This window comes from Pseudomonas syringae pv. cilantro (assembly GCF_001293775.1).
Lineage (GTDB): Bacteria > Pseudomonadota > Gammaproteobacteria > Pseudomonadales > Pseudomonadaceae > Aquipseudomonas > Aquipseudomonas syringae_P.
Genome location: NZ_LGLN01000013.1, coordinates 34,814 through 61,624, shown reverse-complemented (window position 1 = coordinate 61,624; position 26,811 = coordinate 34,814). Strand labels below are relative to the sequence as shown.

28 protein-coding genes and 1 pseudogene are annotated in these 26,811 nt (G+C 59.7%); 9 read left to right on the top strand and 20 right to left on the bottom strand.

Annotated features, from left to right (window positions below):
- Nucleotides 1-52: 52 nt before the first annotated feature.
- Genes darG through ABJ99_RS01660 form a run of 3 tightly spaced genes read right to left on the bottom strand, consistent with a single transcriptional unit; the run spans nt 53 to nt 2,360 of the window.
- Entirely contained in the window at nt 53-1,141 is a 1,089-nt protein-coding gene (gene darG / locus ABJ99_RS01670) for a type II toxin-antitoxin system antitoxin DNA ADP-ribosyl glycohydrolase DarG (RefSeq protein ID WP_054084343.1), read from the bottom strand.
- The gene (gene darT / locus ABJ99_RS01665) at nt 1,138-1,782 is read right to left on the bottom strand and encodes a type II toxin-antitoxin system toxin DNA ADP-ribosyl transferase DarT (RefSeq protein ID WP_054084342.1); all 645 of its coding nucleotides are present in this window, start codon (nt 1,780-1,782) and stop codon (nt 1,138-1,140) included. The genes darG and darT overlap by 4 nt, the downstream gene beginning before the upstream one ends.
- Nucleotides 1,779-2,360, bottom strand: coding sequence for a DarT ssDNA thymidine ADP-ribosyltransferase family protein (locus ABJ99_RS01660; protein ID WP_054084341.1), 582 nt, complete (start codon nt 2,358-2,360; stop codon nt 1,779-1,781). Before ABJ99_RS01660 ends, darT begins: the two co-directional genes overlap by 4 nt.
- A gap of 390 nt (nt 2,361-2,750) precedes the next feature.
- Between ABJ99_RS01660 and ABJ99_RS01655 the strand changes: the two genes are divergently transcribed.
- Entirely contained in the window at nt 2,751-3,872 is a 1,122-nt protein-coding gene (locus ABJ99_RS01655) for an endonuclease NucS domain-containing protein (protein WP_054084340.1), read from the top strand.
- 455 nt (nt 3,873-4,327) lie between these two features.
- On the opposite strand, the gene ABJ99_RS01650 is transcribed toward ABJ99_RS01655, so the two are convergent.
- From ABJ99_RS01650 to exaC, 8 genes are all read right to left on the bottom strand, one after another.
- The gene (locus tag ABJ99_RS01650) at nt 4,328-5,059 is read right to left on the bottom strand and encodes a LexA family transcriptional regulator (RefSeq protein WP_007250848.1); all 732 of its coding nucleotides are present in this window, start codon (nt 5,057-5,059) and stop codon (nt 4,328-4,330) included.
- 346 nt (nt 5,060-5,405) lie between these two features.
- Nucleotides 5,406-5,933, bottom strand: coding sequence for an inorganic diphosphatase (gene ppa / locus ABJ99_RS01645; protein WP_054084339.1), 528 nt, complete (start codon nt 5,931-5,933; stop codon nt 5,406-5,408).
- A 109-nt stretch (nt 5,934-6,042) separates the two neighbouring features.
- On the bottom strand, nt 6,043-6,852 hold the full coding sequence (locus ABJ99_RS01640; protein ID WP_054084338.1) for a M90 family metallopeptidase: 810 nt from the start codon (nt 6,850-6,852) through the stop codon (nt 6,043-6,045).
- A gap of 3 nt (nt 6,853-6,855) precedes the next feature.
- A complete protein-coding gene (locus ABJ99_RS01635; protein ID WP_054084337.1) occupies nt 6,856-7,503 on the bottom strand; it encodes a DedA family protein in 648 nt (215 codons plus the stop codon).
- A 161-nt stretch (nt 7,504-7,664) separates the two neighbouring features.
- Nucleotides 7,665-8,123 carry a GNAT family N-acetyltransferase gene (locus tag ABJ99_RS01630; protein ID WP_054084336.1) on the bottom strand — a complete coding sequence of 153 codons (459 nt, stop codon included), beginning with the start codon at nt 8,121-8,123 and terminating at the stop codon, nt 7,665-7,667.
- Between the two features lie 84 nt (nt 8,124-8,207).
- Entirely contained in the window at nt 8,208-9,071 is an 864-nt protein-coding gene (gene eutC / locus ABJ99_RS01625; protein WP_054084335.1) for an ethanolamine ammonia-lyase subunit EutC, read from the bottom strand.
- Nucleotides 9,068-10,462 carry an ethanolamine ammonia-lyase subunit EutB gene (locus tag ABJ99_RS01620; protein ID WP_054084334.1) on the bottom strand — a complete coding sequence of 465 codons (1,395 nt, stop codon included), beginning with the start codon at nt 10,460-10,462 and terminating at the stop codon, nt 9,068-9,070. The genes eutC and ABJ99_RS01620 overlap by 4 nt, the downstream gene beginning before the upstream one ends.
- Before the next feature lie 428 nt (nt 10,463-10,890).
- Entirely contained in the window at nt 10,891-12,411 is a 1,521-nt protein-coding gene (exaC, locus tag ABJ99_RS01615) for an acetaldehyde dehydrogenase ExaC (protein WP_054084333.1), read from the bottom strand.
- Between the two features lie 223 nt (nt 12,412-12,634).
- Between exaC and mpl the strand changes: the two genes are divergently transcribed.
- From mpl to ABJ99_RS01600, 3 genes are read left to right on the top strand one after another with little or no spacing between them, the layout of a single operon-like run.
- The gene (gene mpl / locus ABJ99_RS01610) at nt 12,635-13,984 is read left to right on the top strand and encodes a UDP-N-acetylmuramate:L-alanyl-gamma-D-glutamyl-meso-diaminopimelate ligase (RefSeq protein ID WP_054084672.1); all 1,350 of its coding nucleotides are present in this window, start codon (nt 12,635-12,637) and stop codon (nt 13,982-13,984) included.
- Nucleotides 13,981-14,610 (top strand): flavin prenyltransferase UbiX, encoded by a 630-nt coding sequence (ubiX, locus tag ABJ99_RS01605; protein ID WP_054084332.1) that lies wholly within the window; start codon nt 13,981-13,983, stop codon nt 14,608-14,610. The genes mpl and ubiX overlap by 4 nt, the downstream gene beginning before the upstream one ends.
- The gene (locus ABJ99_RS01600; RefSeq protein WP_054080204.1) at nt 14,603-14,887 is read left to right on the top strand and encodes a YceK/YidQ family lipoprotein; all 285 of its coding nucleotides are present in this window, start codon (nt 14,603-14,605) and stop codon (nt 14,885-14,887) included. The genes ubiX and ABJ99_RS01600 overlap by 8 nt, the downstream gene beginning before the upstream one ends.
- 287 nt (nt 14,888-15,174) lie before the next feature.
- On the opposite strand, the gene ABJ99_RS01595 is transcribed toward ABJ99_RS01600, so the two are convergent.
- The 3 genes from ABJ99_RS01595 to ABJ99_RS01585 form a co-directional block, all read right to left on the bottom strand.
- Complete coding sequence (locus tag ABJ99_RS01595; RefSeq protein ID WP_054084331.1) at nt 15,175-15,816, bottom strand: oxidoreductase; 642 nt, start codon at nt 15,814-15,816, stop codon at nt 15,175-15,177.
- Between the two features lie 27 nt (nt 15,817-15,843).
- Nucleotides 15,844-17,571 (bottom strand): C13 family peptidase, encoded by a 1,728-nt coding sequence (locus tag ABJ99_RS01590; protein ID WP_054084330.1) that lies wholly within the window; start codon nt 17,569-17,571, stop codon nt 15,844-15,846.
- Nucleotides 17,572-17,710: 139 nt separating this feature from the next.
- Nucleotides 17,711-18,166, bottom strand: coding sequence for a MaoC family dehydratase (locus ABJ99_RS01585; protein WP_054084329.1), 456 nt, complete (start codon nt 18,164-18,166; stop codon nt 17,711-17,713).
- A 215-nt stretch (nt 18,167-18,381) separates the two neighbouring features.
- Here ABJ99_RS01585 and ABJ99_RS01580 point away from each other — a divergent pair, with 215 nt between their 5' ends.
- From ABJ99_RS01580 to ABJ99_RS01570, 3 genes are read left to right on the top strand one after another with little or no spacing between them, the layout of a single operon-like run.
- Nucleotides 18,382-18,744 (top strand): CidA/LrgA family protein, encoded by a 363-nt coding sequence (locus tag ABJ99_RS01580; RefSeq protein WP_007250835.1) that lies wholly within the window; start codon nt 18,382-18,384, stop codon nt 18,742-18,744.
- Nucleotides 18,741-19,457 (top strand): LrgB family protein, encoded by a 717-nt coding sequence (locus ABJ99_RS01575; protein WP_007250834.1) that lies wholly within the window; start codon nt 18,741-18,743, stop codon nt 19,455-19,457. The genes ABJ99_RS01580 and ABJ99_RS01575 overlap by 4 nt, the downstream gene beginning before the upstream one ends.
- Before the next feature lie 15 nt (nt 19,458-19,472).
- A complete protein-coding gene (locus ABJ99_RS01570; RefSeq protein WP_054084328.1) occupies nt 19,473-20,063 on the top strand; it encodes an LON peptidase substrate-binding domain-containing protein in 591 nt (196 codons plus the stop codon).
- Between the two features lie 185 nt (nt 20,064-20,248).
- Here the strand turns inward: ABJ99_RS01570 and ABJ99_RS01565 are convergent, their stop codons facing one another.
- The 6 genes and pseudogenes from ABJ99_RS01565 to ABJ99_RS01540 all read right to left on the bottom strand — a co-directional run bounded on the left by ABJ99_RS01565 (nt 20,249) and on the right by ABJ99_RS01540 (nt 24,918).
- The gene (locus tag ABJ99_RS01565) at nt 20,249-20,815 is read right to left on the bottom strand and encodes a DUF4136 domain-containing protein (RefSeq protein ID WP_054084327.1); all 567 of its coding nucleotides are present in this window, start codon (nt 20,813-20,815) and stop codon (nt 20,249-20,251) included.
- An 18-nt stretch (nt 20,816-20,833) separates the two neighbouring features.
- Nucleotides 20,834-21,456: pseudogene (locus tag ABJ99_RS01560) on the bottom strand (DUF4136 domain-containing protein).
- Between the two features lie 19 nt (nt 21,457-21,475).
- Nucleotides 21,476-22,225 carry a methyltransferase domain-containing protein gene (locus ABJ99_RS01555; protein WP_054084326.1) on the bottom strand — a complete coding sequence of 250 codons (750 nt, stop codon included), beginning with the start codon at nt 22,223-22,225 and terminating at the stop codon, nt 21,476-21,478.
- Complete coding sequence (locus ABJ99_RS01550) at nt 22,218-22,526, bottom strand: MazG-like family protein (RefSeq protein ID WP_054084325.1); 309 nt, start codon at nt 22,524-22,526, stop codon at nt 22,218-22,220. Before ABJ99_RS01550 ends, ABJ99_RS01555 begins: the two co-directional genes overlap by 8 nt.
- A gap of 145 nt (nt 22,527-22,671) precedes the next feature.
- Nucleotides 22,672-23,532: a MaoC family dehydratase gene (locus tag ABJ99_RS01545; RefSeq protein ID WP_054084324.1), complete on the bottom strand. Its 861-nt coding sequence runs from the start codon at nt 23,530-23,532 to the stop codon at nt 22,672-22,674.
- A 30-nt stretch (nt 23,533-23,562) separates the two neighbouring features.
- The gene (locus ABJ99_RS01540; protein WP_054084323.1) at nt 23,563-24,918 is read right to left on the bottom strand and encodes a 3-oxoacyl-ACP reductase; all 1,356 of its coding nucleotides are present in this window, start codon (nt 24,916-24,918) and stop codon (nt 23,563-23,565) included.
- Nucleotides 24,919-25,026: 108 nt separating this feature from the next.
- On the opposite strand from ABJ99_RS01540, the gene ABJ99_RS01535 reads away from it, so the two are divergent.
- Both ABJ99_RS01535 and ABJ99_RS01530 read left to right on the top strand, forming a co-directional pair.
- Nucleotides 25,027-26,304 carry an acetyl-CoA C-acetyltransferase gene (locus tag ABJ99_RS01535; RefSeq protein ID WP_054084322.1) on the top strand — a complete coding sequence of 426 codons (1,278 nt, stop codon included), beginning with the start codon at nt 25,027-25,029 and terminating at the stop codon, nt 26,302-26,304.
- 224 nt (nt 26,305-26,528) lie between these two features.
- Nucleotides 26,529-26,807 (top strand): hypothetical protein, encoded by a 279-nt coding sequence (locus tag ABJ99_RS01530; protein WP_054084321.1) that lies wholly within the window; start codon nt 26,529-26,531, stop codon nt 26,805-26,807.
- The last annotated feature ends 4 nt before the right edge of the window (nt 26,808-26,811 follow it).

Genomic DNA, 26,811 nt, shown 5'->3' with positions numbered 1-26,811 from the left:
CCCGGTGTCAGGAATGAGAGGTCTGTGGATCGCCGATTTGGTACTGAGCCCCCTAATAGGCGGTCACCTCTGGCCTGAAACTGCTAGTAGTCAACCGCTTTAGCGCAATGTCGATGGCTTTCTCATCGAACAGCCTGCTTTTCCGAGCCGACGCACCTGCGCCTCCATCCCAATGTTTCAATGCTTCACGCACCGCCGGAACCGTTGGAGAAACACCCGACTGACTCAGTAACCAATCAACCGTCGCCAGCAGTTCCATGCCGAAGGGCGACTCAAAACCGTCAATCAGCTCGGCGGTGTGTTCCAGAGCTTGAGAATACTCCTTGGCCTCTGTTTTGAGATAGGTTTGCAGAAAGGCCTTACGCCCCTCGTCAAACCAGATCACATCGTTGACACCTGCGTCGCTGATGCGCTTATCGCAATGCAGATAGCTGCCATCGAGATTATTGAGCAGATGCTCAAGTCGATTGGCGTATGGCCCATATTTATGGGCTACAAACTTAAGATCCAGAGGATTCTTGGGGCCTGGCAGCTGTTCTATCGAACGCTCCAGAAACCAGGCGAGCTTCTGAATCTCAAGCAGGCTGCATTCCATGCCCAAAACCCAGTAGCGCCGAACGAGTTCGGCAATGAGTGCGCGTGCAGGCGTCAGTTTCTCGACACCGCTGCGCTTTGCGACATTCAGATATTGATCGGTGGGTTCAAAGACAAGTACATCGACATCCAGATCGCTCAAGACATCAACAATCTGCTTACGGACCTCCACCCATTTCAAACCACCATTACCCGCACCGAGAGGTGGAACCGCTACGGATTTCACATGGTTGTCGATCAAAAAGCGGCGCAGGTCCCGTAAGCCTTCTGTGATCCATGCCATCTGCGAGGGGGAACGCCAGTGACGCTTGGTGGGGAAATTCACTATCCAGCGGGGCCCGTCCAGCTCGCTGACGGACGTTACGTGAACCTTGCCGGTCTCTACCTCACCAGCCTTGCAAGCCGCTGAATAGAGACGATAGTTTTCAGCAAAACGCTCTTTGAACATCAGCGCAATGCCTTTTCCCATCACGCCTACAGTGTTCACCGTATTGACGAGAGCTTCGGTATTCGCTTCCAGCAGGTTGCCTTGGGTGAATCTGATCATTGGAAATACCATCCCGGACGTGCATGCACAGGTAGTGTCAGGCCTCTAGCGGCGACGTCCTGCTCTATGCGTTCTTTCATTGCATCGTCGTAGCACATGATGCCAAGGAGTCCTGTAATCGGTAGGTATTGGTGAATCAGCGCTTCGGCCTGATAACGTTCCATCTTACGAGGATCATCAGGGTCACGCTTGAAGTCTCGTCTCTGGATTATAGGCCAATCGACCTGGTCGAGATTCACCAGCTCGCTGTAGTAGTCGGTCCAATCAGGGTAGGCGTGTGCGTTAGTGAAGACGAAAGCCAGACCAAGCTGCTCGATGTGCAGGAGGCTTGAGACCAGAATCACTATCTCGTCATTGCTACGCTGCTGAACGCTCCACCCGGAGTGGATGTTTTTCATCATCACAGAGAAAGGTGTGAAGTAGAAGGGCACGTAGTCGGACAGTACGCCCGCTGGGGCAATTGGAACACTGCGATTGCGACGTTTGTCGATCAGGTCAACGTTACCGATATTCACGTACTGCGGCGCTTGCACGTCGGAGCTGGCGCAATGCAGGCCGTTGTCCAGAATCCAAGGCAGGTTATCGCGGTGGACGATCCGCCAAATCAAAGCCTTTTTTGGATTCAGGCTGCTATAAATCATTTAATAAACATTCCCGGATTCACGGTGATACGTACCTTAACACCCGCCTCGCGCATTTTTTCTGTGCAGAGGCTCTCGACCTCAGAATTTGGGACAAAAAGCATACAAAAGTCTTTCGGTGCGACGAGACCAGGCGCGAGGCATTCTGCCATGCAGATGCTTTTGCAGTCCGAGTCTTGATAGTCCCGAGTACTCATGACCTCCCACCTTATGGCTTCGAAGCCTTTGTCGTAGTCAAGCAACTGAATTTCATCGCTTGCCAATGGATGGCGAGGAATGACCTTCCAACCGTTTTGTTTTGCAAACGATCTGTACACCGATATCAGCACAAATTTTGATTTCGGGCTGTTGATCTGCACGCTTCCATCAAAAGGATTGGCAGCAAACCAATGAAAGGGCACATAGCGGTTAAGCTCGAGGGCTTGGCGCTTTTTCAGAATTTCACTGTCTGCTACGTCTGTGAAAACGGTGAGATCGGAGCGAGGTTTCAAGCCTTCCTGAAAAATGCCATCGAGGTTTTCAAGCGAGGTGAGGTGGTAGAGAAGCTTTTGTTCCTTGATGTTTCTGATGTCCGGCATGTTGGTCTCCTTGACCTATGCACCTATCTGAGCATTTTTTCGAGTTAGCTAACGGCAACCTTCATTCAGTAGGGATTAGTACAGTACTTCCTATGGTTGTGTTGTGCCATTATCCGAGTCCGCAAATGCGTATGAGATTCGCCTGTTTGCCAGAAAATGCACGTTTCACCCTTCGTCAAAGTAATCACGATCCAGTGCAAGCAATCGCAACAAGTGTGATGTAGCGCCCGCCTCATGATTCGCCAGCGCTTGGCCTAAACGTAGACCTTCCCAAACCCAGCTTGTCAAGCGAGATAATACCGGCGTCACCAGGGCCGCCTTGAATAATCACCAAGGCAGCTATCATCATGTTTTCAACTTCGTTGATAAAAATCCCAAAGGACTCACAACTTGCCTATCAAAACGGATGTCTGGACCGTCGGCCTTGCACCGAACAAACTGCACCAAAGTCGGTTGGCCAGCGAGCAACTGTTGGAAGAGATGATCATCCGTTCCCCAAGCATCCTCTCGGATGAGTGGATGCTAATAGGCAGGCAGGAAAACACCGGCATGGGCGGTCGCATCGATTTGCTGGCTATTGCTCCTGATGGAAGTCTGGTGTTGATTGAGCTCAAACGAGAGCGCACACCTCGTGAAGTCGTTGCTCAGACTCTCGATTACGCTGTTTGGGTGGAAAATCTAAAGGAGAACGAAATCGCAGCGATTTACCAACGTTTCCAGCCGGGAAGCACCTTGTATGCAGGTTTTCTAGAGCGCTTTGGTCGTGTGCTAGACGACGCTGATTTGAATAAAAGCCACCAATTGATCATCGTTGCCACCGAGTTGGATTCCAGCAGTGAGCGAATCGTTGAGTACCTCAGCAAGCGAGATATTCCGATAAACGTGCTCTGCTTTCAAATTTTCCAATCAGGCGACCAACAGCTATTGAGTCGATCCTGGTTACTCGATCCTGTTCAGACTCAAGTGAGCGCCGTGTCGACGAGCGAAGGGCATAGCGAGCCTTGGAATGGCGAGTTCTACTGTTCGTTCGGAGACTCCGTCTCGCGCTCATGGGACGATGCTAGGGAGTTCGGTTTCATTTCCGGCGGTGGAGGCGCGTGGTACAGCAAGACCCTGCAGCTCTTGTCTCCGGGAGATAGGGTTTGGGTTAACATTCCGCAGCAGGGCTATGTTGGCGTCGGGCGTGTTATTGGAACATCCAAGCCTGCTAACGAGTTCACAGTGATGCAGAACGGCGAGGAGCGGCCGGTGCTAGAGGTCGCGACGCGTGCCAGCTATCATGCAGAGCTTGCTGACGATCCGGAGCGCTGTGACTATTTTGTTCCCATCCATTGGCTGCAAAGCGTGCCGGTGAACCAGGCGGTGCGTGAAATTGGGATGTTCGGGAATCAGAATACAGTTTGCCGTCCGACTACGCCGAAGTGGCGGTGGACGATTGAGCGTTTAAAGCAGCGATTTCCGAGTTTTGATTACGTGGCAGCTACTGATATCGCGAGCGTTCCCAGCAATTGATAAATTAGGCAGCTGCGTGCTGCCCAATTGTTTGTACAGTCGCATCTATAGTCAGCTTGCCCATTTTGCCACCCTCAGTTCTCCACCCGTTCTCCCACTTCGCCATGAAAGAGAGTGGATCAAAACGAAAGTCACAAGACGAAAAACGGGCCGAAGCCCTTGATCTAGCAAGGCCCTCTCGATTTTCAGTAGCTGAGGGTGGCTTCCAAAAAGACATTAAAAAGCCGGCTTGTGGCCGGCTTCTCGTAGGCGGTTCCGGTCTATTTTTGATAAGCCGCAATCGCCTTCAACAGGTGCGCTCCTGAGAAGCGCGAATAGATAACAGAGCAAACGGATCATCCGCCCCATTCCAGCCCCCACCGCTCAACAGCGCGCCGGGTGCTTTGGATGGGGCACAGGATACTAAACCTCGCCGTCAATGCCCAGCCCGAAGACCTCTCAAATCCTGAACCCCGTCACAGCAGCAACATCGCATTGCGTCGGCTGTTCAGTGTCGACCACCAGAATATCCAGCCCAGAATCCGGATTTTCTCTCGATCGATATCTTCGGCGCTGAACACTTCGTCCGGGTATTCGGCGTCGTTGTGGCTGCGCAGGCGCAGGCCGCCGTTGGGGAGGCGGTAGAGGTAGCGCACGCGCAGGATGCCGCCGTGTTCCAGGGCGTAGATTTCGCCGTCGATGACCTGAGTCAGTTCGCGGTCGACGCCGAGGATCGAGCCGTCCTGGATTTTGTCGGCCATGCTGTTGCCGACCATGGCTACGCAGATGCAGTTTTTCGGGTCGATGCCCATGGTTTGCAAAACTTGCAGGGGCAGGCGGATTCTTTGTCCGGGCGCTTCGGCCAGGACGGTTTTACCGACGCCGTGGGTGGATTCGACTTCGGTGAATATCTGAATTTCCACGTCTCCGCGCAGGACGTTTCTGGTTTGCTGGATGATCATTCGGGTATCGCCGCCAGTGTTTTCGTTGGCGGGTTCGTTGGGGTGTTTGGGGCCTTCGCCGGTGCGCAGCCAGCGGGCGTTCACGGTTAATAGTTCAGCCACCTCGTCGATGCGCGCCATGGGCACGCCGCGTTTGAACCAGTTGTTGACGTGCTGCGGCGTGATTTTGCGGTTGGCGGCAAAATCAGTCGCGGTGAGGTGGCACTCCCGAAGGAGGATGCGGAGTCGATCGCCTGATGTATTCATAGGGCGAATTCTACGGGCGTGGTCCGGGCGTTTAAATGAACGGGGTGTTGACGTCGACGTTATCCCAAGGGGTTGGCGGCTATCCGGACTACGGACGGAATGAATTTCGCGTAGGCATATTCCGTAATAGCGGTTTCTGGTTAAACACCGCGCTGGGCGTTTAGCTCGGCTATACGGGCATTAACGGACTGTTTACCGAGCGGTTAAAGGTCGAGCGCATTTTTAAACGGGCGATTGGTAAAAAAATGTTTCGAGGAGATTTCAGAAGCGGCTTTGAGCGGGGAGCAAGGAAGGGAGCGTGTTTCAGGGCGCTTGCGCGCAAGCACCCTGAACGCCGGGTTGGTGATCAGCCTTTGAAAGCTTCAACCGATTTCATGATTTCGGCACGGGCGGCGTCAGCGTTGCCCCAACCTTCGATCTTCACCCATTTGCCTTTCTCGAGATCCTTGTAGTTCTCGAAGAAGTGCTTGATCTGTTCAAGCAGCAGCGGTGGCAGGTCGGTGTACTCTTTCACGTCGACGTACAGCTGGGACAGTTTGTCGTGGGGTACTGCGATGACTTTGGCATCGCCGCCGCCGTCGTCTGTCATGTTCAGGATACCGACCGGGCGCGCGCGGATGACCGAACCCGGGGTGACCGGGTAAGGGGTGACTACCAGCACGTCCAGCGGGTCACCGTCGTCCGCCAGGGTGTTGGGGATGAAACCGTAATTGGCCGGGTAGAACATCGGGGTGGCCATGAAACGGTCAACGAACAGGCAATCGGTGTCTTTGTCGATTTCGTACTTGATCGGCGCGTGGTTGGCCGGGATTTCGATTGCGACGTAGATGTCGTTCGGCAGGTCTTTACCTGCTGGAATCTTGCTGTAGCTCATGGGTCATTGTCCCCTGGTTAACCAGACAGATTGTGGCGCAAACCGCCATAAAGTGGTCCGGATTATAGGCATATTCTGTTTTGGTTGCTACGCATGGCCTCGGCAGCGGTCAGGTGTCCTGACAAGCCGGGTTTTGTTGGCGTAACTGATTCAGCCGCGCCAGGGTGTCCTGCCGGTAGAACGCTTTGAGCTGTTCGTAGACTGCCGGGTAACTGTCGTGCAGCAGGTCCGGGGCGCTGAAAAAGTACTCGCTGGTCACCGCGAAGAACTCGGCCGGGTCTTGTGCGGCGTAGGGATCGATGGCGGTTTCTGCGTCCGGGTCCTGATCCAGTTGCCGGTTGAGATCATCGAACGCGCTCTGCATGACAGCGGCCCATTCGGTCACCCGCATGTCGCTGTGCAGCGGCGGCAGGCCGTTGGCGTCGCCGTTGAGCATGTCGAGTTTGTGCGCCAGTTCGTGGATCACCAGGTTGTAGCCGTCCCAGTCGCCGCTGCTCAGCACGCCTGGCCAGGCTAGAATCACCGGGCCTTGCAGCCACGCTTCGCCACTGTGTTCGCCGTCCCACTCGTGCTCGACGCCGCTGGCATCGCGATGGCGTTGCGGGCTGACGAAGTCGTCGGGGTACAGCACGATTTCATGAAACCCCTGATACCAGTTCAGTTCGCCGAGGCTCAGCAGCGGCAGTTGTGCCTGAGCGGCGAGAAACAGCCGTTGCTCGTCATCCAGCTCGACGCCCGGTAGCGCACTGAGGTATTTGTCGTTCAGAAACAGCACGCAGGCGTCGCGCAATTGCGCGTCCTGCTCGGTGTTCAGGCCGTCAAGGATGGGCAGGCGCTCGCGCACTTTCTGCCATAGCTCGGCAGCAACCGGGTGTCGGGCGAGGGTTCGCCGCCTGCGCCAGTTGCTGAGTGACCACATGGCTTAGCGAGCGTCGACCGGCGGCGCGCTGCGGCTGCGCACCACGCCAATGATCATCGGCACCAGCGAGAGCAGGATGATGGCCAGCACCAGCAGCGTCAGGTTTTGCTTGATGAACGGCACGTTGCCGAAGAAGAAGCCCAGGGTCACCAGGCTGCCGACCCACAGCACCGAGCCCAGCACACTGAAGCCGACGAAACGCGGATAGGACATTCTGCCGACTCCGGCCACGAACGGCGCGAAGGTGCGGATGATCGGTAGAAAGCGCGCCAGTGTCACGGTTTTGCCGCCATGGCGAGCGTAGAAATCCTGAGTGCGCAACAGGTAGTCGCGGCGGAAGATGCGCGATTTGGGATTACTGAACAGTTTTTCGCCAACTGTGCGGCCGATCACGTAATTGGTGCTGTCACCGATGATCGCCGCGAGCATCAGCAGCCCGGCCAGTAAAACCGGGTCCATGCCGCCTCCGGCAGCCACAGCGCCAGCGATGAACAGCAGCGAATCGCCCGGCAGGAACGGCATCACCACCAGCCCGGTTTCGCAGAAAATCACCAGAAACAGGATCGCGTAGACCCAAGGGCCGTAGTTGGTTACCAGCAGGTCGAGGTAGACGTCGAGATGCAGGATAAGGTCGAGCGGGTTGAATTCCATTGAAATACCTGAGGCGAGCACCCTGTCCGGGGTCGCGTGCGGAAGAAGCGACTGCGCGGCATTATAGAAGCAGAATGCCTGAAAGAGGTTCCGTAATAATTCGCGAGGGAGTTTGCGGCATGGCCGGACCTTCCGACAGTGCCGCGGAGTGAGCAGTGTGGTCAGTCTGAACTGATGGGCAACACATAGTTCTTGAACTGAGTGTCTTCCTTGAAACCGATGGACTCATAGACCTTTTGCGCCACCTCGTTGTTGCTGCTGGTGGACACGCGCAGCCGGACGGCGTGGGTTCCCTTGGCCATCTTTTTCGCCTGTTTCATCAGGTGATCGGCGACCAGTTGGCGGCGGGCATCTTCGGCTACGTAAATATCGTTGAGAATCCACACCCGTTTCAGCGACAGCGACGAGTAGCTCGGATAAAGCTGGCAGAAACCCAGCAGCCTGCCTTCATCATCATTGGCCAGCGCCAGATAGATGACCGACTCGTCGCGACGCAAGCGCTTTTCGAGGAACTCTCGTGAAGAGTCCGGGAACGGGGATTCGCCGTAGAACTCCCGATATTTGATGAACAGCGGGCAGAGCAGGTCCAGGTGTTCAAGAGTCGCTTGGATGATCCGCATGTTATGGCCTCGACTTCCCTATGGGGCTGATGCAGTGCGCCGGTTTGTTACGCTATCCTGCCCGGCGGTGTTAGAGAGCACAATCTACTGCGGGTCTACCGGGCCGTCGAGCAGGAAGTTGCCGATGTGCTTGCCTGAATGATCAGCAGCGCTGTCGGATTCTATGCTGTTCAGCTCTGCCTCATCCTTCAGGCTGACCCCGGAAATCTGCCGGCGACAGGCTTCGCGCATCAGGTAAAGCAGGCGATGCGCGGCCATGGCGTAGCTCAAGCCTTCAAGGCGCACATTGGAAATACAATTGCGGTGTGCGTCATTCAGGCCGACTTTAGGGCCATAGGTGAAGTACAGGCCGAGGCTGTCCGGGGAGCTGAGACCGGGGCGTTCGCCGATCAGGATCACCACCATTTTTGCGCCGAGCAGCTCGCCGACTTCATCCGCCACGGCCACGCGGCCCTGTTCGACCATGATCACTGGCGACAGCGTCCAGCCGTCCGCGCTGGCCTGTTCTTCCAGCCGCGTCAGGAACGGCACGGCATGCCGATGGACGGCGAGCGCAGACAGCCCGTCAGCCACGACCACGGCCAGATCGAGCCCGCCCGGATGAGCGGCTGCGTAATCGCGTAATGCCTGCGCCGACTCTTCGTTCAGGCGCCTGCCCAGATCCGGGCGTTGCAAATAGCTGTGCCGGTCGGCTGCTGCACTGTGCAGCAGCAAGGTTTCGCGGCCTTTTTCAGCCAGTTGCGCGCTGATCGCGGCGTGATCGAATTCGAGGTGTACGGCGTCGCGCGCTTGGGCATGCGCCGCCTGGAAGTCGAGTTGCGCGGCGGTCGGCAGGCTGATGCCGGTACGCCCCAGTGCGATACGCGCGGACGTCAGGCGGCGCAGTTCCAGCCACGGATTGGCAGGCTGGGAGTTGTCCTGGATTTCATTCATCGGCTCGTCACTCATGCTAAGTGCGCCAGTGCCTGACGAAACGCGGGTGGCAGGCTGTCACCGAAGCGTACATGGCCGTCGGCCTGAGTGAAGATGCCCATTTTTTCCAGCCAGGCTTCGTATTCCGGTGCCGGGCGCAGGCCCAGGCTTTGTCGGGCGTACAGCGCGTCGTGGAACGACGTGGTCTGGTAATTGAGCATGATGTCGTCGGAACCGGGGATGCCCATAATGAAGTTGATCCCGGCGACGCCCAACAAGGTCAGCAGGGTGTCCATGTCGTCCTGGTCGGCTTCGGCATGGTTGGTGTAGCAGATGTCACAGCCCATCGGCACGCCGAGCAACTTGCCGCAGAAGTGATCCTCCAGGCCGGCGCGGATAATCTGCTTGCCGTTGTACAGGTACTCCGGGCCGATGAAGCCGACCACGGTGTTGACCAGAAACGGATTGAAATGCCGGGCGACGGCGTAAGCGCGGGTTTCGCAGGTCTGCTGGTCGACGCCGTGGTGCGCATTGGCCGACAGTGCGCTGCCTTGCCCGGTTTCGAAGTACATGAGGTTTTTCCCCAGCGTGCCCCGGTTCAGGCTCAGGCCTGCTTCGTAACCTTCCTGCAGCAACTTGAGGCTGATGCCGAAGCTGGCGTTGGCGGCTTCAGTGCCGGTAATCGACTGGAACACCAGATCGACCGGCACGCCACGATTGATCACTTCGATGGAGGTGGTGACGTGGGTCAGCACGCATGATTGGGTCGGGATTTCGTAGCGCTGGACGATGGCGTCGAGCATTTCCAACAGGGCGACGATACTTGAGGTGCTATCAGTGGCCGGGTTGATGCCGATCATGGCATCGCCGTTACCGTACAGCAGGCCATCGAGCACGCTGGCGGCGATGCCGGACGGGTCGTCGGTCGGGTGGTTGGGTTGCAGGCGGGTGGACAGCCGACCGCGCAGGCCCATGGTGTTACGGAAGCGAGTGACGACGCGAATCTTCTGCGCCACCAGGATCAGATCCTGTACGCGCATGATTTTTGAAACGCCAGCCACCATCTCCGGCGTCAGGCCGGGGGCCAGTGCGCGCAGTGTCGTTTCGTCGGCCCGATCGCTGAGCAGCCAGTCCCGGAAACCGCCGACGGTCAGGTGGCTGACCGGCGCGAAAGCCAGCTTGTCGTGGGTGTCGATGATCAGGCGGGTGACTTCGTCCTGTTCGTAGGGGATCAGCACCTCTTCGAGAAAGTGCTTGAGCGGAATATTCGCCAGCGCCATTTGCGCGGCAACCCGCTCCGCATCGTTTTGCGCCGCGACTTCGGCCAGATAATCGCCAGAGCGTGCAGGGCTGGCCTTGGCCATGACTTCTTTGAGGCTGTCGAAGCGGTACGTCTGCGCACCGACAGAATGGGAAAAGCTCGCCATACAGATTCTCCATGACGTCGCGCTGTGTGCGTCGGACGTAGTCTTTCGGCCAAACCGGTGACGTCCCGGTTCAAACGACTGTGGGAAGCGATGTAAGCAATTAATACTCCATCCCGGCCGTGAGTGCGAGTTTGTGGGTGTAAGCGGATGAGTACGGGGCGGGATGCATCACGCCAGAGCGCTGGGCCAAGGCGTGATGCACAGGGGTGGTGCGAGGGGTGTTTCTCGTGTGGGACGGTGCGACGCTTCGCTTGTCCGCGAAGACTGTGGTTCAAACTATGCATTTTCGGAGAATACACCTGCCTATTTCGCGAACAAGCGAAGCGTCGCCCGGTCCGCTCCCACGGCCTCTGGCCAGAATCAAAAGCAGAAGTGTGTATTACGCCGAGCGCAGGAGCGTGGTAACGATAGTTGGGCAATTAACTCGCTTAGAAAAAACCCAACGGATTCGTGTCGTAGCTCACCAGCAGGTTTTTGGTCTGCTGGTAATGCTCAAGCGCGATTTTGTGGGTTTCGCGGCCGACGCCGGATTTCTTGTAGCCACCGAACGCGGCATGCGCCGGGTACAGGTGGTAGCAGTTGGTCCAGACTCGCCCGGCCTTGATCGCCCGGCCCACGCGATAGGCGCGGTTGATGTCGCGTGTCCACAGGCCTGCGCCCAGGCCAAACTCGGTGTCATTGGCAATCGCCACCGCTTCCGCTTCGTCCTTGAAGGTCGTGACGCTGACCACCGGGCCGAAGATCTCTTCCTGGAACACGCGCATCTTGTTGTTGCCTTTGAGCAGCGTCGGCTGGATGTAGTAGCCCGTCGACAGATCGCCTTCCAGCTTCTCGACCTTGCCGCCGGTCAGCAGCTCGGCGCCTTCGCCCTTGGCGATCTCCAGGTAGGAGAGAATCTTGTCGAAATGTTGCTCGGATGCCTGAGCGCCGACCATGGTGTCGGTGTCGAGCGGGTCGCCGCGTTTGATCTTCTCGACCTTGCGCAGCACTGCTTCCATGAATTGTGGATAAATCGATTCCTGCACCAGTGCGCGGGACGGGCAGGTGCAGACTTCGCCCTGATTGAAGAATGCCAGCACCAGGCCTTCGGCGGCTTTGTCGATGAACTCCGGCTCGGCGCTCATGATGTCTTCGAAGAAGATATTCGGCGACTTGCCGCCCAGCTCCACGGTGGACGGAATGATGTTGTCCGCCGCCAGTTTCATGATGTGCGAGCCGACCGGCGTCGAGCCGGTGAAAGCGATTTTGGCGATGCGCTTGCTGCTGGCCAGTGCTTCACCGGCTTCGCGGCCGTAACCTTGCACGATGTTCAGCACGCCGGGAGGCAGCAGGTCGCCGATCAGTTCGATCAGCACGCTGATCCCCAGCGGCGTCTGCTCGGCAGGTTTGAGCACGATGCAGTTACCGGCAGCCAGCGCCGGTGCGAGTTTCCAGGCGGCCATCAGGATCGGGAAGTTCCACGGGATGATCTGCCCGACCACGCCCAGCGGCTCGTGAATGTGATACGCCACGGTGTTGCCGTCGATCTCGGCGGCGCTGCCTTCCTGGGCGCGCAACACGCCAGCGAAGTAGCGGAAGTGGTCAGCGGCCAGCGGAATGTCGGCGTTCAGGGTTTCGCGAATCGCCTTGCCGTTGTCCCAAGTCTCGGTGATGGCCAGCACTTCCAGATTGGCTTCGATGCGGTCGGCGATTTTCAGCAAGGCCAGCGAGCGCGCCTGCACCGAGGTCGAGCCCCAGGCAGCAGCGGCTGCGTGAGCAGCGTCGAGCGCTTTGTCGATGTCTTCGGCCGTGGAGCGGGGGAATTCGGTGATTGCCTTGCCGTTGACCGGCGAGGTGTTGGTGAAATACTGGCCTTTGACTGGAGCGACGAACTCGCCGCCAATATAGTTACCGTAGCGTTCCTTGAAGTTGACGATAGCGCCTTCGGTACCGGGATGAGCGTAACGCATGGTATGTCTCCTGGTTCTTGTTGTGAGGGAGTCTGTGTCGATTCTGCAGCGGGTATTGGCAGGAAGCTTTCAAGAGTAGGCTATTTGCAGCATGCCGTGGCTATGACTTTAGGCTTATCTGCCGGGCATTGAAATGATTCGCGCGCGCGATGTGTCGGACAAACTCAGGGTGCCATTTCAGCGTCCCTACGTTAACCTGCGTGGACGTTCTGAGAGGTTGGTCATGCACATTCATATCCTTGGTATCTGCGGCACGTTCATGGGTTCGCTGGCGGTGCTCGCCAAAGAGTTGGGGCACCGGGTCACGGGTTCTGACGCCAACGTCTATCCGCCGATGAGCACCCAACTGCAGGCGCAGGGCATCGAGCTGACCCAAGGCTACGACCCTGTGCAACTGATTCCGGCGCCGGATCTGATCGTGGTCGGCAACGCGTTGTCGCGTGGCAACCCGGCGGTTGAATATGTCCTGAACAATGGTTTGCCGTATGTGTCCGGCCCACAGTGGCTGGCAGACCACGTGCTGCAAGGTCGCTGGGTGCTGGCGGTGGCCGGTACGCACGGCAAGACCACCACCAGCAGCATGCTGGCCTGGGTACTGGAGCACGCGGGCATGAGCCCCGGTTTTCTGATCGGCGGCATTCCGCAGAATTTCGCGGTGTCGGCGCGTCTGGGCGACACCCCGTTCTTTGTGGTGGAAGCCGACGAATATGACAGCGCCTTCTTCGACAAACGCTCCAAGTTCGTCCACTACCGCCCGCGGACCGCGATCCTCAATAACCTTGAGTTCGATCACGCCGACATCTTCCCCGATCTGCCCGCCATCGAGCGCCAGTTTCACCATCTGGTGCGCACCATTCCTAGCGAGGGCCTGGTGATTCATCCGACCACCGAGCCGGCGCTCACGCGCGTCATCAAAATGGGCTGCTGGACGCCTGTGCAAACCACGGGCGAGGGCGGCCAATGGCAGGCGCGGTTGTTGAGTGAAGACGGTTCGCGCTTTGAAGTGCTGTTCGAGGGCGAACTGCAGGGCGCGGTCGAGTGGGGCATGACTGGCCTGCACAACGTTGCCAATGCGCTGGCCACTCTGGCTGCGGCCCGCCATGTGGGTGTTGTGCCGTTGCTGGGCGTGCAGGCACTAAGCGCGTTCAAAAGCGTCAAGCGCCGTATGGAAAAGGTCGCTGACGTGCGCGGCATTACTATTTATGACGATTTCGCTCATCACCCGACCGCGATTGCTACCACGCTGGATGGTCTGCGCAAAAAAGTCGGTGATGCGCCGATCATTGCCGTGATCGAGCCGCGTTCCAACTCCATGAAACTCGGCGCACACCGCGACGGTCTGCCGGAAAGCGTGCAGCAGGCTGATCAGGTGGTCTGGTATGCGCCCCCCAATCTGGGCTGGGATCTGTCGGCAACAGTGGCAGGAGGCGCGGTGCCTGCGCTGGTCTGTGATTCCCTTGAGGCAATCATCGCCCAGGTCAAACGCCAGGCGCAGCCCGGCACGCACATCGTCATCATGAGCAACGGCGGTTTCGGCGGTCTGCATGGCATGCTGGCGGAGGCGCTGAAATGAGTGGCCCGGATCGCGTTACGGTGGCCATGACCGGTGCGTCAGGCGCGCAATATGGCCTGAGGTTGCTGGATTGTCTGGTGCGTGAAGAGCGCGAGGTGCATTTTCTGATCTCCAAGGCCGCGCAACTGGTGATGGCCACCGAAACCGACGTGCGCCTGCCGCCCAAGTCGATGATGATGCAGGCGTTCCTGACGGAATACACTGGCGCGTCGGCCGGGCAGATTCGGGTCTACGGCCGCGACGACTGGATGTCGCCCGTGGCATCGGGCTCGGGCTCGCCCAGTGCGATGGTGGTGGTGCCGTGTTCCACCGGCTCGCTGTCGGCGATTGCTACCGGGGCTTGCAACAACCTGATCGAGCGCGCTGCCGACGTAACGCTGAAAGAGCGTCGGCAGTTGATTCTGGTGCCCCGCGAGGCACCGTATTCCAGTATTCATCTGGAACACATGCTCAAGCTGTCGAACATGGGCGCGGTGATTTTGCCGGCGTCTCCCGGCTTTTATCACCAGCCGCAGACCATCGATGATCTCGTGGATTTTGTAGTCGCGCGGATCCTCAATCTGCTGAACATCCCTCAGGACATGCTGCCGCGTTGGGGTGAGCATCACATCGGCGGCGATGAATAAGCTGATGGTGATAGCGCTGGCGCTGGTCATGACCGGCTGCGCCACCGCACGCACGCTTGACGCGGCCAAGCCCGGCGCGCCCGTTGTGTATGCTGGCACACGGCTGAATATGTACGCCTTGCAGGGCGGTTGTTGTGCCGCGGACCGGTTCGGCGCAGAAGCCCCGAGCTATCCTGGCCTTGATCTGCCGGGCAGCGCGTTGCTCGACACCTTGTTGCTGCCGCTGTCGTTGCTGACCGCGGCTGGGGTGGGCGTTCGGGCGACGGGCGGGCTTTAGAGAGACACCAGAGCTACCAGTCGATGCTCATCGTTATACACAAGTCAGCTTTTGATTCTGGCCGGAGGCCGTGGGAGCGAACTTGTTCGCGAAAGCGGCATTTCAGACGATATATTTTCGGCGTTTGCACCGGCCCTTTCGCGAACAAGCGAAGCGTCGCCCGGTTCGCTCCCACGCCCTGCGGGCAGAAGCTTGAAATCCCCGTCCACCGGACTCTTCAGGACTTGTGTATAGCGACGAGCGCGGAGCGTGGGGACTATCATAGTCTGAGCCCCAGCGACCATCGCCTATTTCCCCAACTTGCGCAACTCATCCGATTCGACGATCCGGTCGCCGTTTTGCTCTTCCAGTGCCAGGCGCCACAGGGCGCGGGCCAGTTGGCAGGCTTCGATGGCGCCGTATTTGCCGGGGATCAGCTTGGCGATGGGCGCGGCCAGTTGTTCGACCCAGCGGGTTTCAGTGCGGCTGCCGACCAGCAGGGAAGGGCGGGCGATGGTCAGTTGTGGCCAGCCTTGCGCACGCAGCGCCAGCTCCATTTCGCCCTTGATGCGGTTGTAGAAGGTACTGGACTTGGGGTCTGCGCCGATGGCGCTGATTACCAGCAAATGGCGAGCGCCCAGTTCACGGGCACGGCTGGCGAACGCGAGCACCATGTCCAGGTCGACGGCCTTGAAGGCGTCCTGTGAACCGGCCTGCTTGATCGTGGTGCCCAGGCAGCAGAATGCGATGTCCACCCGGCCCTCCAGCGTTGGCAGCAGGGTCAGCAAATCGCCAATCGGATTCTCAAGGTGCGGGTGTTCCGCCAGCGGCCTGCGGGTCGGCGCGAGCACGCGGCTGACGGTCGGCTCATTGAGCAGGCGATCAAGCAAATGCTCGCCCGTCAGGCCTGTGGCTCCTGCAAGCAGGATGTGTTGCGGCGTTAAATACATAATCCTTCTCCTTGATAGTTACTCAGCCTAGCGGCTAGTCGAGGTCTTCGCTTCCGTGCGAGTCAACGCCGTACTCAAAGCGCGTTCGGCCTGGCTTTTGCGCAATTGCTGCCAGCGCGCCAGGACTCCTTTCGGGGCCCATATCTGTGGTTCCGAAGCTTCGAAGTTATCCTCGTTCTCGCGTCGGGCCACGTAGTTCTTTGCATCATTGAAGGCTTGTTGCAGGTCATCGGTTTCGACCAGTGCCCTGGCAAACAGTGCATCACCGAAATAGGTGAAATCGGCTTCTTCCGAGCAGCCGAAGGATACCCTGTCCGCGCGGGAGGCGGTCATGATCAGGGTGCGCTCGTCTTTGAGATCCGGAATGAACCCCCCGGAATAGCAGGCTGAAATCACCACCACCTTGTCGCGGTTTTTCAGCGGGGCGAGGGCGGCAGCCAGCGCGTCGGCGGGCAGGTCGGCCAGCGACAGGCGTGGTTGATCGAGCACCAGTTCGTGATCCTGCGTGCCGTGGCTGGTCAGGTAGATGAATACCAGGTCTTCCGGGCCGGTGCGTTGGGCGAGTGTCTGCACCGCGCGGGTGATGGTTTCGCGGGTGGCCATCGGCCGGTCATCCATGTGGTCGCGATGGTTGACCAGGCTGACCTGCCCGACAGCGCCAAATCGTGACTTCAGCAGGTTGCTGACGTAGTCCGCCTCGCGCATGAACACGCTCTGCTTGCCATCGCCACCCACCACCAGCGTGTACAGCTCGGTAACGGGCGTGGAGGCCGGCACGGCGGCGAGTGCCTTGTCCAGCAGCGAACCCTGTGCGAGCAGCCCGGCTTCAAGTGTGTCGGGCAGCAATTTGCCCTTGGCGTCGCGCACGCGCTGGCCGTTGGCCCAGATACCGCGCTGTTCTTTGCCATCCGGGGCAATCAGCACGCCATTGCCCTGATAAGTGTCATCGGCAAACTGACCGACATAGCGGCTGCCGTCGGCCAGTTGCAACTGACCCTGGCCCATGAATCGCCAGTTATCGAAGTCGCCCTGATAGCGGCTGCCGTCCGAGCCGATCAGCTCGCCCTTGCCAGTCAGTGCGCCTTCCTTGAAATCGCCGCTCCAGACATCGCCATCGCTGTTTTCGTAGCGGCCTTTGCCGTCAATCTGGCTGTTGCGGAAATGTCCGACGTATTGGTCGCCATCAGCGCTGGTGAAGCTGCCGATGCCCTGCAACTGACCGTTGACGAAGTTGCCGCTGTATTGATTGCCGCTGGCGTCACTGCGCGAGCCTTCGCCGTTGGCCTTGCCTTTGGCGAACATGCCCTGATGCTGGCTGCCGTCTTCCAGTTCCAGGCGACCGGGGCCGTCGTACTGACCTGCTTTGAATTGGCCGCGATAGACGACGCCCTTGTCTTTCTGCGTACCTTCGCCCTCACGCAGGCCGAGTTTGAAATTGCCGACGTAGCTCGCGCCGTTGTGGCTGGTCAGCCGTCCCTGGCCATGAAACAGGCCCTGCTCGAAGCCGCCTTTGTAAACGTCGCCGTTAGCGGCGTGCCACTCGCCCTGGCCTTGCCACAGACCGTTGGCGAAATGCCCGGCGTACCAGCTGCCGTTGGGATAGTCGATCCGGCCTTCGCCCTGCAACACGCCATTGACCAGATCGCCGCGATAGCGTCCGCCGTCGGGCAGACGGCCGTCAGGTGGCAGCAGTGATTCGCCATCACCGCAGCCTGCGATCAGAAGTGTCAAAGCCAGTGGAGCGAGCGCGCGCATGAGAGATCCCGGAAGATTGGTTCAGTGGCGAGCCTGGCTCTGCTGAGCAGATGTTATAGGTCACGACCGCGTAGGAGTATGCCGCAGCCAGTAAGGGGGATGAAACAGTCTGTTACGACTGTTTCATATTTTAAACGTGTTACACGAAACACAGGGTCAACGGTTCGGCCACGAAAGCGGGTTTTTCCTGGCCTTCGATTTCCAGGGTGGCCGTGGCCTTGAGCAGCCACTGGCCAGGCTTCTTCTCGGTGGCGTCGGTCAGCTGGACCTTCAGGCGCACCCGCGAATTGACCAGCACCGGCTGCACGAAACGCACGCTGTCCATGCCGTAGTTGACTGCCATCTTGAGGCCTTCGGGCAGTACCATGATGCCTTCCATGAGTTTGGGGATCAGCGACAGCGAAAGAAAGCCATGGGCGATGGTCGCCCCGAACGGGGTTTGCGCCGCTTTGACCGGGTCGACGTGGATGAACTGAAAATCCCCGGTCGCTTCGGCGAACAGGTTGATACGCTCCTGGTCAATGGTCAGCCAGTCCGAACATTCCGGCTCCTTGCCTACGTGATTCTTGAGTTCTGTCACAGGAACAAAAGGCATGTCGCTTTCCTTGTCTGGTAGTGGGTGTGGTTGCTCGTCGCCGCGCCTGGCAATCAGGGCGCAATCAGGGCCTGCGCGCAAACCACAAGATCAGCAGAGGGTTGGCAGTTGGTCAAGCCACCGCCTTGATGCGAATACCCGCTGATAGCCTTTGTCACAGCATGTTTATAATGGCGCTGTGAATTCGCCGGATTCTTTTCTTTGCTGGAGTTCTCATGTTGTTACGGGGTTTGACGTGGCTGGTGCTGTTCCAATTGCTCGGGACTGCGCTCAACCACCTGTTTCTGTCGATATTGCCCGGCCCGATCATCGGGCTGGTGTTGCTGATGGCTTATCTGATGACGCGCGGTGAAGTCAGCGAACCGCTCAGCGTCGCCGCCAGCAGCCTGCTGCGCTATCTGCCTCTGTTGCTGGTGCCGCCTGCTGTCGGGGTGATGGTCTACGCGGCGGCGATTGCCGAGGATTTCTGGGCGATCTTCGGCACGTTGACCCTGTCGTTGATGATTTCGCTGACCTTCGCTGGCTGGCTGATGCAGCAACTGATCAGGCGCCAGACGCGCCGTCAGGAACGGCCATGAGCCTGGACTGGCATGGCGCGTGGCTGTCAGTGATTCACCACCCGCTGTTCGGTATCGCCATCACGTTGGGCGCCTATCAACTGGCGATGGCGGCCTACGAGAAAACCCGCTGGCTGTTTCTGCAACCGGTGCTGGTCTCGATGGTGGTGGTGATCGGTATCGTGCTGTTCTGTGACCTGCAATACGCGGAGTACCGCAAAAGCACCGAGATACTGGGGATTCTGCTCGGCCCGGCAACGGTTGCCCTGGCCGTGCCGCTTTATCTGAATATGCGGCGTATCCGGCAGTTGCTCTGGCCGACCTTGACTACGCTGGTGGTTGGCGGGGTCTTTGCCACCGGGCTGTGTGTCGGGCTGGGCGTATTGTTCGGTGCCGACCACATGATCCTGATGACCATGGCGCCCAAGTCGGTGACCTCGCCCATCGCCATGCTGGTCGCTGAACAGATCGGCGGAGTTGCGGCGCTGGCGGCGGTTTTTGTGTTGATTACCGGCGTGTTCGGTGCCATTTTCGGCCCGGGCCTTTTGACGCTGGCCGGGGTCGATAACCCGGCGGCGCGCGGCATGGCCCTGGGGCTGGCGGCACATGCGGTAGGAACATCCGTGGCATTGCAGGAAAGTGAAGAAGCAGGGGCTTTTGCTGCGTTGGCAATGAGTCTGATGGGCGTTGCAACGGCACTGTTCCTGCCGCTGGCAATGTCGCTGGCTATTTAAGGGGGAAGGGTTTTCATGACATTGCCATTATTTCCGCTGAACGCCGTGTTGTTTCCGGGGTGCATTCTTGATCTGCAGCTGTTTGAAGCGCGCTATCTGGACATGATCGGTCGCTGCATGAAGCAGGGCGAAGGGTTCGGGGTGGTGTGCATCACCGAGGGTAGCGAGACCGGCCCGGTGCCGGGCGGTTATTCACTGATCGGCTGCGAGGCGCTGGTTCAGGATTTTCAGCAGCAGGACAACGGCCTGCTGGGCATCCGCGTGGTCGGCGCGCGTCGCTTCCGCGTGGTGGCGGCCGAGGTGCAGCGTGATCAGTTGCTGGTGGCCGAGGTGGAATGGCTGGACGAGCCCGAGGAGCGCCCTTTGCAGGAAGAAGACGCCGATCTGGTTGCGCTGCTTGAAGCTTTGGCAGAACACCCGATGGTCGCGTCGTTGAACATGGGCGTTTCTGCCGAGGGCCAGTATTCGCTGTCCAATCAGCTCGCCTACCTGCTGCCGTTCACCGAGCAGGACAAAGTCGAGCTACTGGAAATCGACGACCCCGAAGAACGCCTCGACGCGATCCAGGAATTGCTCGATGAAATGCAGGGCGATATGCAGGTTTGAGCTTTGGAAAGTCACTTCGCTCAGCACTGATATCAAGGGTTTTTGCCCGGAGGGCGTAGGAGCGGACCGGGCGACGCTTCGCTTGTCCGCGATGGGCTGCGANCAGTTCGCGGACAAGTCCGCTCCCACATTCACATTCCACACAAGCGAAGCGTCGCCCGGTCCGCTCCCTCATTCAGACTGAATCAACGTGGCGGGTATTGTTCCAGAATCTTTGCGACGGTGGTGCGGATGGCCTGGTCGCGTTCGGGCGGGTTGCCGGCGTTGTCGTTGAGGATGCGCTCGGTGCTGCCGCGCCAGACCAGTTTGCCGTCCTTGCCGTCGAACAGGTCGATCTGCAACGTGCTGACTTTGTAGTCCACGCTACGCGTCTCGGTGTTCATCGGGCCGTTCCAGTAGCCATAGCCGCCCCAAGGGTTCCAGCCGCCACCGTAGTTGCTGCTCACCGTCTGTTGACGGTTTTCGACGATCAGCCAGGCCTGCACTTTCACATCCGCACGCGCCCCGGCGGCTGCCATGCGCAAGCCGCGCTGGTCCAGTTGGTCGCTGATGGACTGGCGGATGCGCTGCTCGGTCAGGTCGCTCTTGAGCCGAGGGTCGTTATCCGGCTGATACTGAACGGCGGGCTCTTTCCAGCTCCAGCTGCGATAGCCGGCAAAATCCCGCTGGGCATCGAAATCGCGGTTGATCGAGTTGCTCTGGCAGGCGGCCAGCAGCAGGGCGCAGGACAGCAGGGCAGTACGGCGGAACATGGCAGTTCTCCGAAACGATTACGAAGGCGGATAGGCCGTCAGTGCCTGTTGCACGGCCTGACGTAGAGCTTTGCTGCGGTCTGCCAGATTGTTGCTGCTGCGCGCATCTGCACTGGCGCTCCAGACCGGCTGGCCGGTGCGGGCGTCGAACAGGTTGATCTGCACCACCATGACTTTTTCCTGATACGTGCGGACCACCGGCACGCTGGCATAGCCGCCATAACCGGGCCGATACCCGCTGTAAGGACCATAACCCGCGCCGCCACCGTAATACGGATCGACATCCCGCGCACCTGCCGCAGCCGGACTTCCTGACGCGTCGTCGTGCTGACATACAGGTCCGCAGGCTGATTGTTGCGCGCCGGGCGCAAGCCGCGCTGGTCAAGACCGTTGCTCAAGGCCTCGACCACCTGCGCGGAATCGACCCATGCCGTACCGGGCGGCAACTGGCCGTTGAGCCAGCCCCAGGTCCGATAGCGCCCGTAGTCGCGCGGCGGCGCGGGGTAAGCGCTCAGGTCCAGGGTGTTTTTTGCTTGCGGCGGCGCAGGCGGCATGGGCAGCGAACTGGCTACGTACGGATTGTCGCTCTGGCAGGCGCTGATCCCGAAAAACAAAGCCAGCAAGGCAAGACGGTGTTTCATGGTGGTCTCCGCAGTGGTATCAGACCGGACGGCACATCCAGTGCAGGTATCGCCCCAAGCCTGCAAACGCTGGATGGCGCCGATGCGCCAGCTCCATTTCCAGCAAATCCGTCAGATCGGCCCGCGCCTGAAATTCAACCGGCATGTAATCGTGGAACACTCGCACGCCGCTACGGGTTTGGACTTGCCACAGGCCTTCAAGTTGCGTCTCCAGCTCACGAGGGTCGAGAGGTTGCTGGGGCGTCAGGCTCTGTTTTTCTCCGGCCATGTCGTTCTTGCGCATCTTGCGAAAATGGCCCTTCAGCAGGTTGCGGTAAATCAGCGCGTCGCGGTTATAAAACGCTAGCGACAGCCAGCCATCGGCCTTGGTGAGCTGGCGCAGCACGGGCAGAATCGTGTGCGGCTCGGCCAACCATTCCAGCACGGCGTGGCACAGCACCAGATCATAAGTGTCGCTCAGTAACTCGGGCAGCGCTTGCCAGGGGGCCTGAATAAACGTTGCCGTTTGTCCGGCATCGGTGAAACGCTGGCGGGCGCCTTCAAGCATCGGCTCGGCGGGTTCGGCCAATGTGACCTCGTGCCCTTGCTCGGCCAGCCACAGCGCCATGTGACCCAACCCCGCGCCGATATCCAGCACGCGCAGTGGCCGCTGCGGCAACGTCTCGGTCAGGTCGGCTTGCAGCACGGTCAGGCGGATGGCCCCTTTGGCGCCGCCATAGATCTTTTCCGCGAACCGGGTCGCCAACTGGTCGAAATGACGATCACTCACGAGCAAATCTCCGCTCGCTGTCTGCCAGCTTGCTGCGCACCACGGCTTCCATGTCCAGCCCCAGTTCGCTGCACAACAGCAACAGGTACAGGATAATGTCGCCCACTTCCTGGCCTGCATGTTCCAGTTGATCGGCAGGCAGCTCGCGGGACTGGTCCTCGCGCAGCCACTGGAATATCTCCACCAGCTCGGCCATCTCCACACTGGCTGCCATGGCCAGGTTCTTGGGGCTGTGAAAGGGCTTCCAGTCGTTCTGGTCGCGAATACGGTGCAGGCGTTGGGTCAACTCGTCGAGGTTCATCATGCTCTCCTGAAGACGCATAGCTTCAGGCGGAACGACTCGTCAGGCAAGTGGACGTTGCGCTTTGTTCAGCCGCCGCTCAGCCGTGACCCAGGCCCTCACCAAGCCCTCACAAGGGAGCGAGGCTCCCGGATCAGGGAAAAACCTACTGAGTGACGGGTTGCCAGCCGCCGGTCATGTGCAGCAGCTTGTCATCGTCGTCGATCTGGAACTGACCATGCGACCCTGCGGCGGTGGCCGACAGCATCACATCCGCCGGCAGGCGCACGGGCTTGTGGAACTGCACGCTGATTTCAACGTTGGAGGCAGGCAGATGCTCGTCCAGCGCAGCCAGCGCACGTGCCTTCAGCCACATGCCGTGCGCAATGGCGCGCGGGAAGCCGAACATCTTGGCACTTGGAGCGCTCAGGTGAATCGGGTTGTAGTCGCCGGACACTTTGGCGTAATCGCGGCCAATCTGTGGCGGGGCCCGCCAGCTTTCCACTTGCAGCAGTGGCAGCGATACAGGCTCTTCCTGCTCGGCAGACGAGCTGTCCGGCTGCGCGGCAGTGCAGAGCATGGTGCTTTCTTCTTCCCAGAGCAGGCCCAGACCGTCTTCGGCCTGCGTCACAAGCGTGAACACCGCGCCTTTGCGGTGCGGACGCAGGTTGGTGGCCTGCACGCTGATGTACAGCTGGCTCACGCCGCCCAACGGGCGATGAATGCGGATGCAGTTGCCGACATGAATCAGCCCCAGCAACGGGAACGGAAACTCCGGCGAGGTCATCAACTGCATCTGTAACTGAAACGCCATGACGTGCGGATAGGTCGGCGGCAGCAGGCTGCTGTCTTCGAATCCGCAGACCTTGCGGTAAGCCTCAAGTTTTTCGCTGTCCACTGCGATCCAGCTGCGCAGGCCGAGATCCGGCAACTGCGAGCCTGTCACCTTGCGGCGCCGCAGTGCCGCCTGAAGGAACAGGTTGGAGAGGGGTTGCAGGGAATCCAGGTAGCGCCAGTGAGCCGTCATTATCCATCTCCTTGAATTCAGTACAGGGCCTCAGGCCCCGATTACACTTTGACCACATACGCGCAACACCTGACCGCTCACTGCGCCGCTGCCGGGCTGGCTGAACCACGCCACGGCTTCGGCGACGTCCTGAGGTGAACCGCCCTGACCCAGCGTGCTCATGCGTCGACCTGCTTCGCGCAGGGTGAACGGCATCTTCGCGGTCATCTTCGTTTCGATAAAACCAGGCGCGACGGCGTTGATGCTGATCCCGCGTGCCTTGAGCGCCGGGGCCATGGCGCGGGCGAATCCGATCAGCCCGGCCTTGCTGGTGGTGTAGTTGGTCTGCCCGCGATTACCGGCGATGCCGCTGATCGACGCCATCAGCACGATTCGCGCGTTGTCATTCAGCGCGCCGCCGTCGAGCAGGGCTTGGGTCAGCACTTGCGGGGCATTGAGATTGACGGCCAGCACCGAGTCCCAGAAGTCCTCCGGCATGTTGGCCAGGGTCTTGTCGCGCGTGATCCCAGCGTTATGGACCAGAATGTCGACGCCACCCGGCAAATGCTCAAGCAATTGCGCAGGCGCATCTTCGGCGCAGATATCCAGCGCCAAGGCCTGCCCGCCGAGCCGTGAGGCCAGCGCTTCCAGCTCGTTTCGGCTTTGTGGCACATCCAGCAGAACGACGTGTGCGCCATCGCGGGTCAGGGTTTCGGCAATCGACGCGCCAATGCCCCGCGCTGCGCCGGTGACCACGGCTTTGCGCCCGGCCAGCGGGCGAGTCCAGTCCTGAACCTGGCTCGGGCAGGCGCTCAAGTGCACGAGTTGACCGGTGATGAACGCGGCCTTGGGCGTCAGGAAAAAGCGCAGCGCGCCTTCCAGCTGGTCCTGCGCGTTTTCATCCACCTGCAACAGCTTGACCGTCGCGCCGTTGCGCATCTCTTTGGCCAGCGAGCGGCTGAAGCCCTCGATAGCTTGCTGAGTACTGGCTGCCAGCGGGTCTTCCACGGTCGCGGGCGCTCTGGCCAGAATCACCACGTGCGCGCAGGGGTCAAGGTTACGTAGCAAAGGCTGAAAGAAATCGCGCAACTGTTTGAGTTGTTCCGTGCGCAAAATCTGGCTGGCGTCGAAGACCACCGCTTTCAGCCGGGGCCCCTGATTGGCGACCCAGGTGCTTGCGCCGGGGATGTCGCTGCCGAAGCTGTACAGCGAGTCGGTCAGGCGGCTGGCGAATTGCCGAACCCGGTCGCCCAGTGGCCCGGCGCTGATCAGCAGCGTGCCTTCGACAGGGCGCAGACGCCCGGCCTGCCAGCGCTCCAGGTGCGCGGGGGCTGGCAGACCGGCGGCGTTCACCAGACGCCGACCCATGTCGGAATTGGCGAAATCGATATAGCGATCTGACGGCATGGAACACTCTCCTGAAGTCGGGGTTCAAAGGAATGGACCACGGTGGCACGACGTTCGTTCTTGCGATCGACAAGGCTCATTCATTCGTTTGAAGAAAGGGAGTTTTCCATGACGCATCCACGTCGGGTCGCCATCGTTGGCGGTAACCGCATTCCGTTCGCCCGCGCCAATGGCCCTTACGCAACGGCCAGCAATCAGGACATGCTCACGGCTGCCCTCGAAGGCCTGATCGAGCGTTTCAATCTGCACGGTTTGCGCATGGGCGAAGTGGCGGCGGGTGCTGTGCTCAAGCATTCCAGAGACTTCAATCTGACCCGCGAATGCGTCTTGGGCTCGCGGTTGTCTGCGCAGACCCCGGCCTACGATATTCAGCAGGCCTGCGGCACCGGGCTGGAGGCGGCGCTGCTGGTGGCCAACAAGATTGCGCTGGGGCAGATCGAGTGCGGCATTGCCGGAGGCGTGGACACCGCCTCGGATGCGCCTATCGGTGTCAATGAAGGGCTGCGCAATATCCTGTTGCAGATTAATCGGGCCAAGACACCGGGCGACAAGCTGAAGACGCTGCTGCAATTGCGTCCGCACCACCTCAAACCGGAACTGCCACGCAATGGCGAGCCGCGCACGGGTTTGTCGATGGGTCAGCATTGCGAGCTGATGGCGCAGACCTGGGGCATCGAGCGTTCGGCGCAGGATCAACTGGCGCTGGAAAGCCACCTGAACATGGCGGCCGCCTATGTCGAAGGCTGGCAGGATGATCTGATGACGCCGTATCTTGGGCTGATGCGCGACAACAACCTGCGCCCCGACCTGAGCCTGGAAAAACTGGCAAGCCTCAAGCCTGCGTTCGAGCGCAGCGCCAAAGGCACGCTGTCGGCGGGCAACTCGACGCCGTTGACCGATGGCGCATCGGTGGTGCTGCTGGCCAGCGAAGACTGGGCCCGCGAACGGGGCTTGCCGGTGCTGGCTTACTGGCGTGACGGCGAGGCGGCGGCGGTGGACTTCGTCAAGGGCGCAGAAGGGCTGTTGATGGCACCGGTCTACGCCGTCCCGCGTTTGCTGGCACGCAACGGCCTGACGCTGCAGGATTTTGATTACTACGAGATTCACGAAGCCTTTGCCGCACAAGTGCTGTGCACCCTCAAGGCTTGGGAAGACGCCGATTACTGCAACACCCGCCTGGGCCTCAACGCACCGCTGGGGCCGATCGATCGCAGCAAGCTGAACGTCAAAGGCAGCTCACTGGCGGCAGGGCACCCGTTCGCAGCGACCGGAGGCCGGATTGTCGCCAACCTGGCCAAACTGCTCGACGCAGCAGGCAGCGGGCGTGGTTTGATCTCGATCTGTGCCGCAGGCGGGCAGGGCGTTACGGCGATTCTGGAGCGTTAGGCAAATGGCGGAGGGCATGGGCATAATCCGCTGCCGCGTTGCGCTACACAGTCAAGATCGGACGCAGAGCGTCCAGAATGGCATGCCGACGCAGAGCGTCGCACGATAGTCGAGATCATCGTTCCGCACGCTCCAGCGTGGGAATGCCTGTCGTGACGCTCCGCGTCACACCCGTGTGTGGGATGTTCAATCAGCATTATTGGCCGGTAACGTCGAGGTAAAACATGGGGCTCATTATTGGCATATCGGTACTGGTGATCCTGATCGGCACCGTGTTTTATCTGTTCGATAAAGGCTCGCGGACTCGCTGGTTGCGGCCCTACGTCGGCCTTGCGCTGATCGGTCTGCTGGTCGGCGGGATGGGGCTGTTGGTGGGGCTGGTTTCCGATGACATCGAAGGTTATTTTCTGCTGGTCGCCAAATGGGTGATCGCTGTGACCGGTATCATGTTCTGCCTGCGTCTGATCATGTTGATCGCCAAACGCTTCATCGTTAAAAATTGAGCGC

Bases quoted from the DNA above. Each gene is read 5' to 3' on its own strand.
- ABJ99_RS01535 (WP_054084322.1), top strand. From the start codon at position 25,027: ATGACGCATCCACGTCGGGTCGCCATCGTTGGCGGTAACCGCATTCCG.
- exaC (WP_054084333.1), bottom strand. From the start codon at position 12,411: ATGCGTTACGCTCATCCCGGTACCGAAGGCGCTATCGTCAACTTCAAG.
- mpl (WP_054084672.1), top strand. From the start codon at position 12,635: ATGCACATTCATATCCTTGGTATCTGCGGCACGTTCATGGGTTCGCTG.
- darG (WP_054084343.1), bottom strand. From the start codon at position 1,141: ATGATCAGATTCACCCAAGGCAACCTGCTGGAAGCGAATACCGAAGCT.
- ABJ99_RS01640 (WP_054084338.1), bottom strand. From the start codon at position 6,852: ATGTGGTCACTCAGCAACTGGCGCAGGCGGCGAACCCTCGCCCGACAC.
- ABJ99_RS01570 (WP_054084328.1), top strand. From the start codon at position 19,473: ATGACATTGCCATTATTTCCGCTGAACGCCGTGTTGTTTCCGGGGTGC.
- ABJ99_RS01595 (WP_054084331.1), bottom strand. From the start codon at position 15,816: ATGTATTTAACGCCGCAACACATCCTGCTTGCAGGAGCCACAGGCCTG.
- ABJ99_RS01600 (WP_054080204.1), top strand. From the start codon at position 14,603: ATGAATAAGCTGATGGTGATAGCGCTGGCGCTGGTCATGACCGGCTGC.
- ABJ99_RS01620 (WP_054084334.1), bottom strand. From the start codon at position 10,462: ATGGCGAGCTTTTCCCATTCTGTCGGTGCGCAGACGTACCGCTTCGAC.
- ABJ99_RS01530 (WP_054084321.1), top strand. From the start codon at position 26,529: ATGGGGCTCATTATTGGCATATCGGTACTGGTGATCCTGATCGGCACC.
- ABJ99_RS01635 (WP_054084337.1), bottom strand. From the start codon at position 7,503: ATGGAATTCAACCCGCTCGACCTTATCCTGCATCTCGACGTCTACCTC.
- eutC (WP_054084335.1), bottom strand. From the start codon at position 9,071: ATGAGTGACGAGCCGATGAATGAAATCCAGGACAACTCCCAGCCTGCC.
- ABJ99_RS01630 (WP_054084336.1), bottom strand. From the start codon at position 8,123: ATGCGGATCATCCAAGCGACTCTTGAACACCTGGACCTGCTCTGCCCG.
- ubiX (WP_054084332.1), top strand. From the start codon at position 13,981: ATGAGTGGCCCGGATCGCGTTACGGTGGCCATGACCGGTGCGTCAGGC.
- ABJ99_RS01580 (WP_007250835.1), top strand. From the start codon at position 18,382: ATGTTGTTACGGGGTTTGACGTGGCTGGTGCTGTTCCAATTGCTCGGG.
- ABJ99_RS01585 (WP_054084329.1), bottom strand. From the start codon at position 18,166: ATGCCTTTTGTTCCTGTGACAGAACTCAAGAATCACGTAGGCAAGGAG.
- ppa (WP_054084339.1), bottom strand. From the start codon at position 5,933: ATGAGCTACAGCAAGATTCCAGCAGGTAAAGACCTGCCGAACGACATC.
- darT (WP_054084342.1), bottom strand. From the start codon at position 1,782: ATGATTTATAGCAGCCTGAATCCAAAAAAGGCTTTGATTTGGCGGATC.
- ABJ99_RS01565 (WP_054084327.1), bottom strand. From the start codon at position 20,815: ATGTTCCGCCGTACTGCCCTGCTGTCCTGCGCCCTGCTGCTGGCCGCC.
- ABJ99_RS01650 (WP_007250848.1), bottom strand. From the start codon at position 5,059: ATGAATACATCAGGCGATCGACTCCGCATCCTCCTTCGGGAGTGCCAC.
- ABJ99_RS01545 (WP_054084324.1), bottom strand. From the start codon at position 23,532: ATGACGGCTCACTGGCGCTACCTGGATTCCCTGCAACCCCTCTCCAAC.
- ABJ99_RS01550 (WP_054084325.1), bottom strand. From the start codon at position 22,526: ATGAACCTCGACGAGTTGACCCAACGCCTGCACCGTATTCGCGACCAG.
- ABJ99_RS01540 (WP_054084323.1), bottom strand. From the start codon at position 24,918: ATGCCGTCAGATCGCTATATCGATTTCGCCAATTCCGACATGGGTCGG.
- ABJ99_RS01590 (WP_054084330.1), bottom strand. From the start codon at position 17,571: ATGCGCGCGCTCGCTCCACTGGCTTTGACACTTCTGATCGCAGGCTGC.
- ABJ99_RS01660 (WP_054084341.1), bottom strand. From the start codon at position 2,360: ATGCCGGACATCAGAAACATCAAGGAACAAAAGCTTCTCTACCACCTC.
- ABJ99_RS01575 (WP_007250834.1), top strand. From the start codon at position 18,741: ATGAGCCTGGACTGGCATGGCGCGTGGCTGTCAGTGATTCACCACCCG.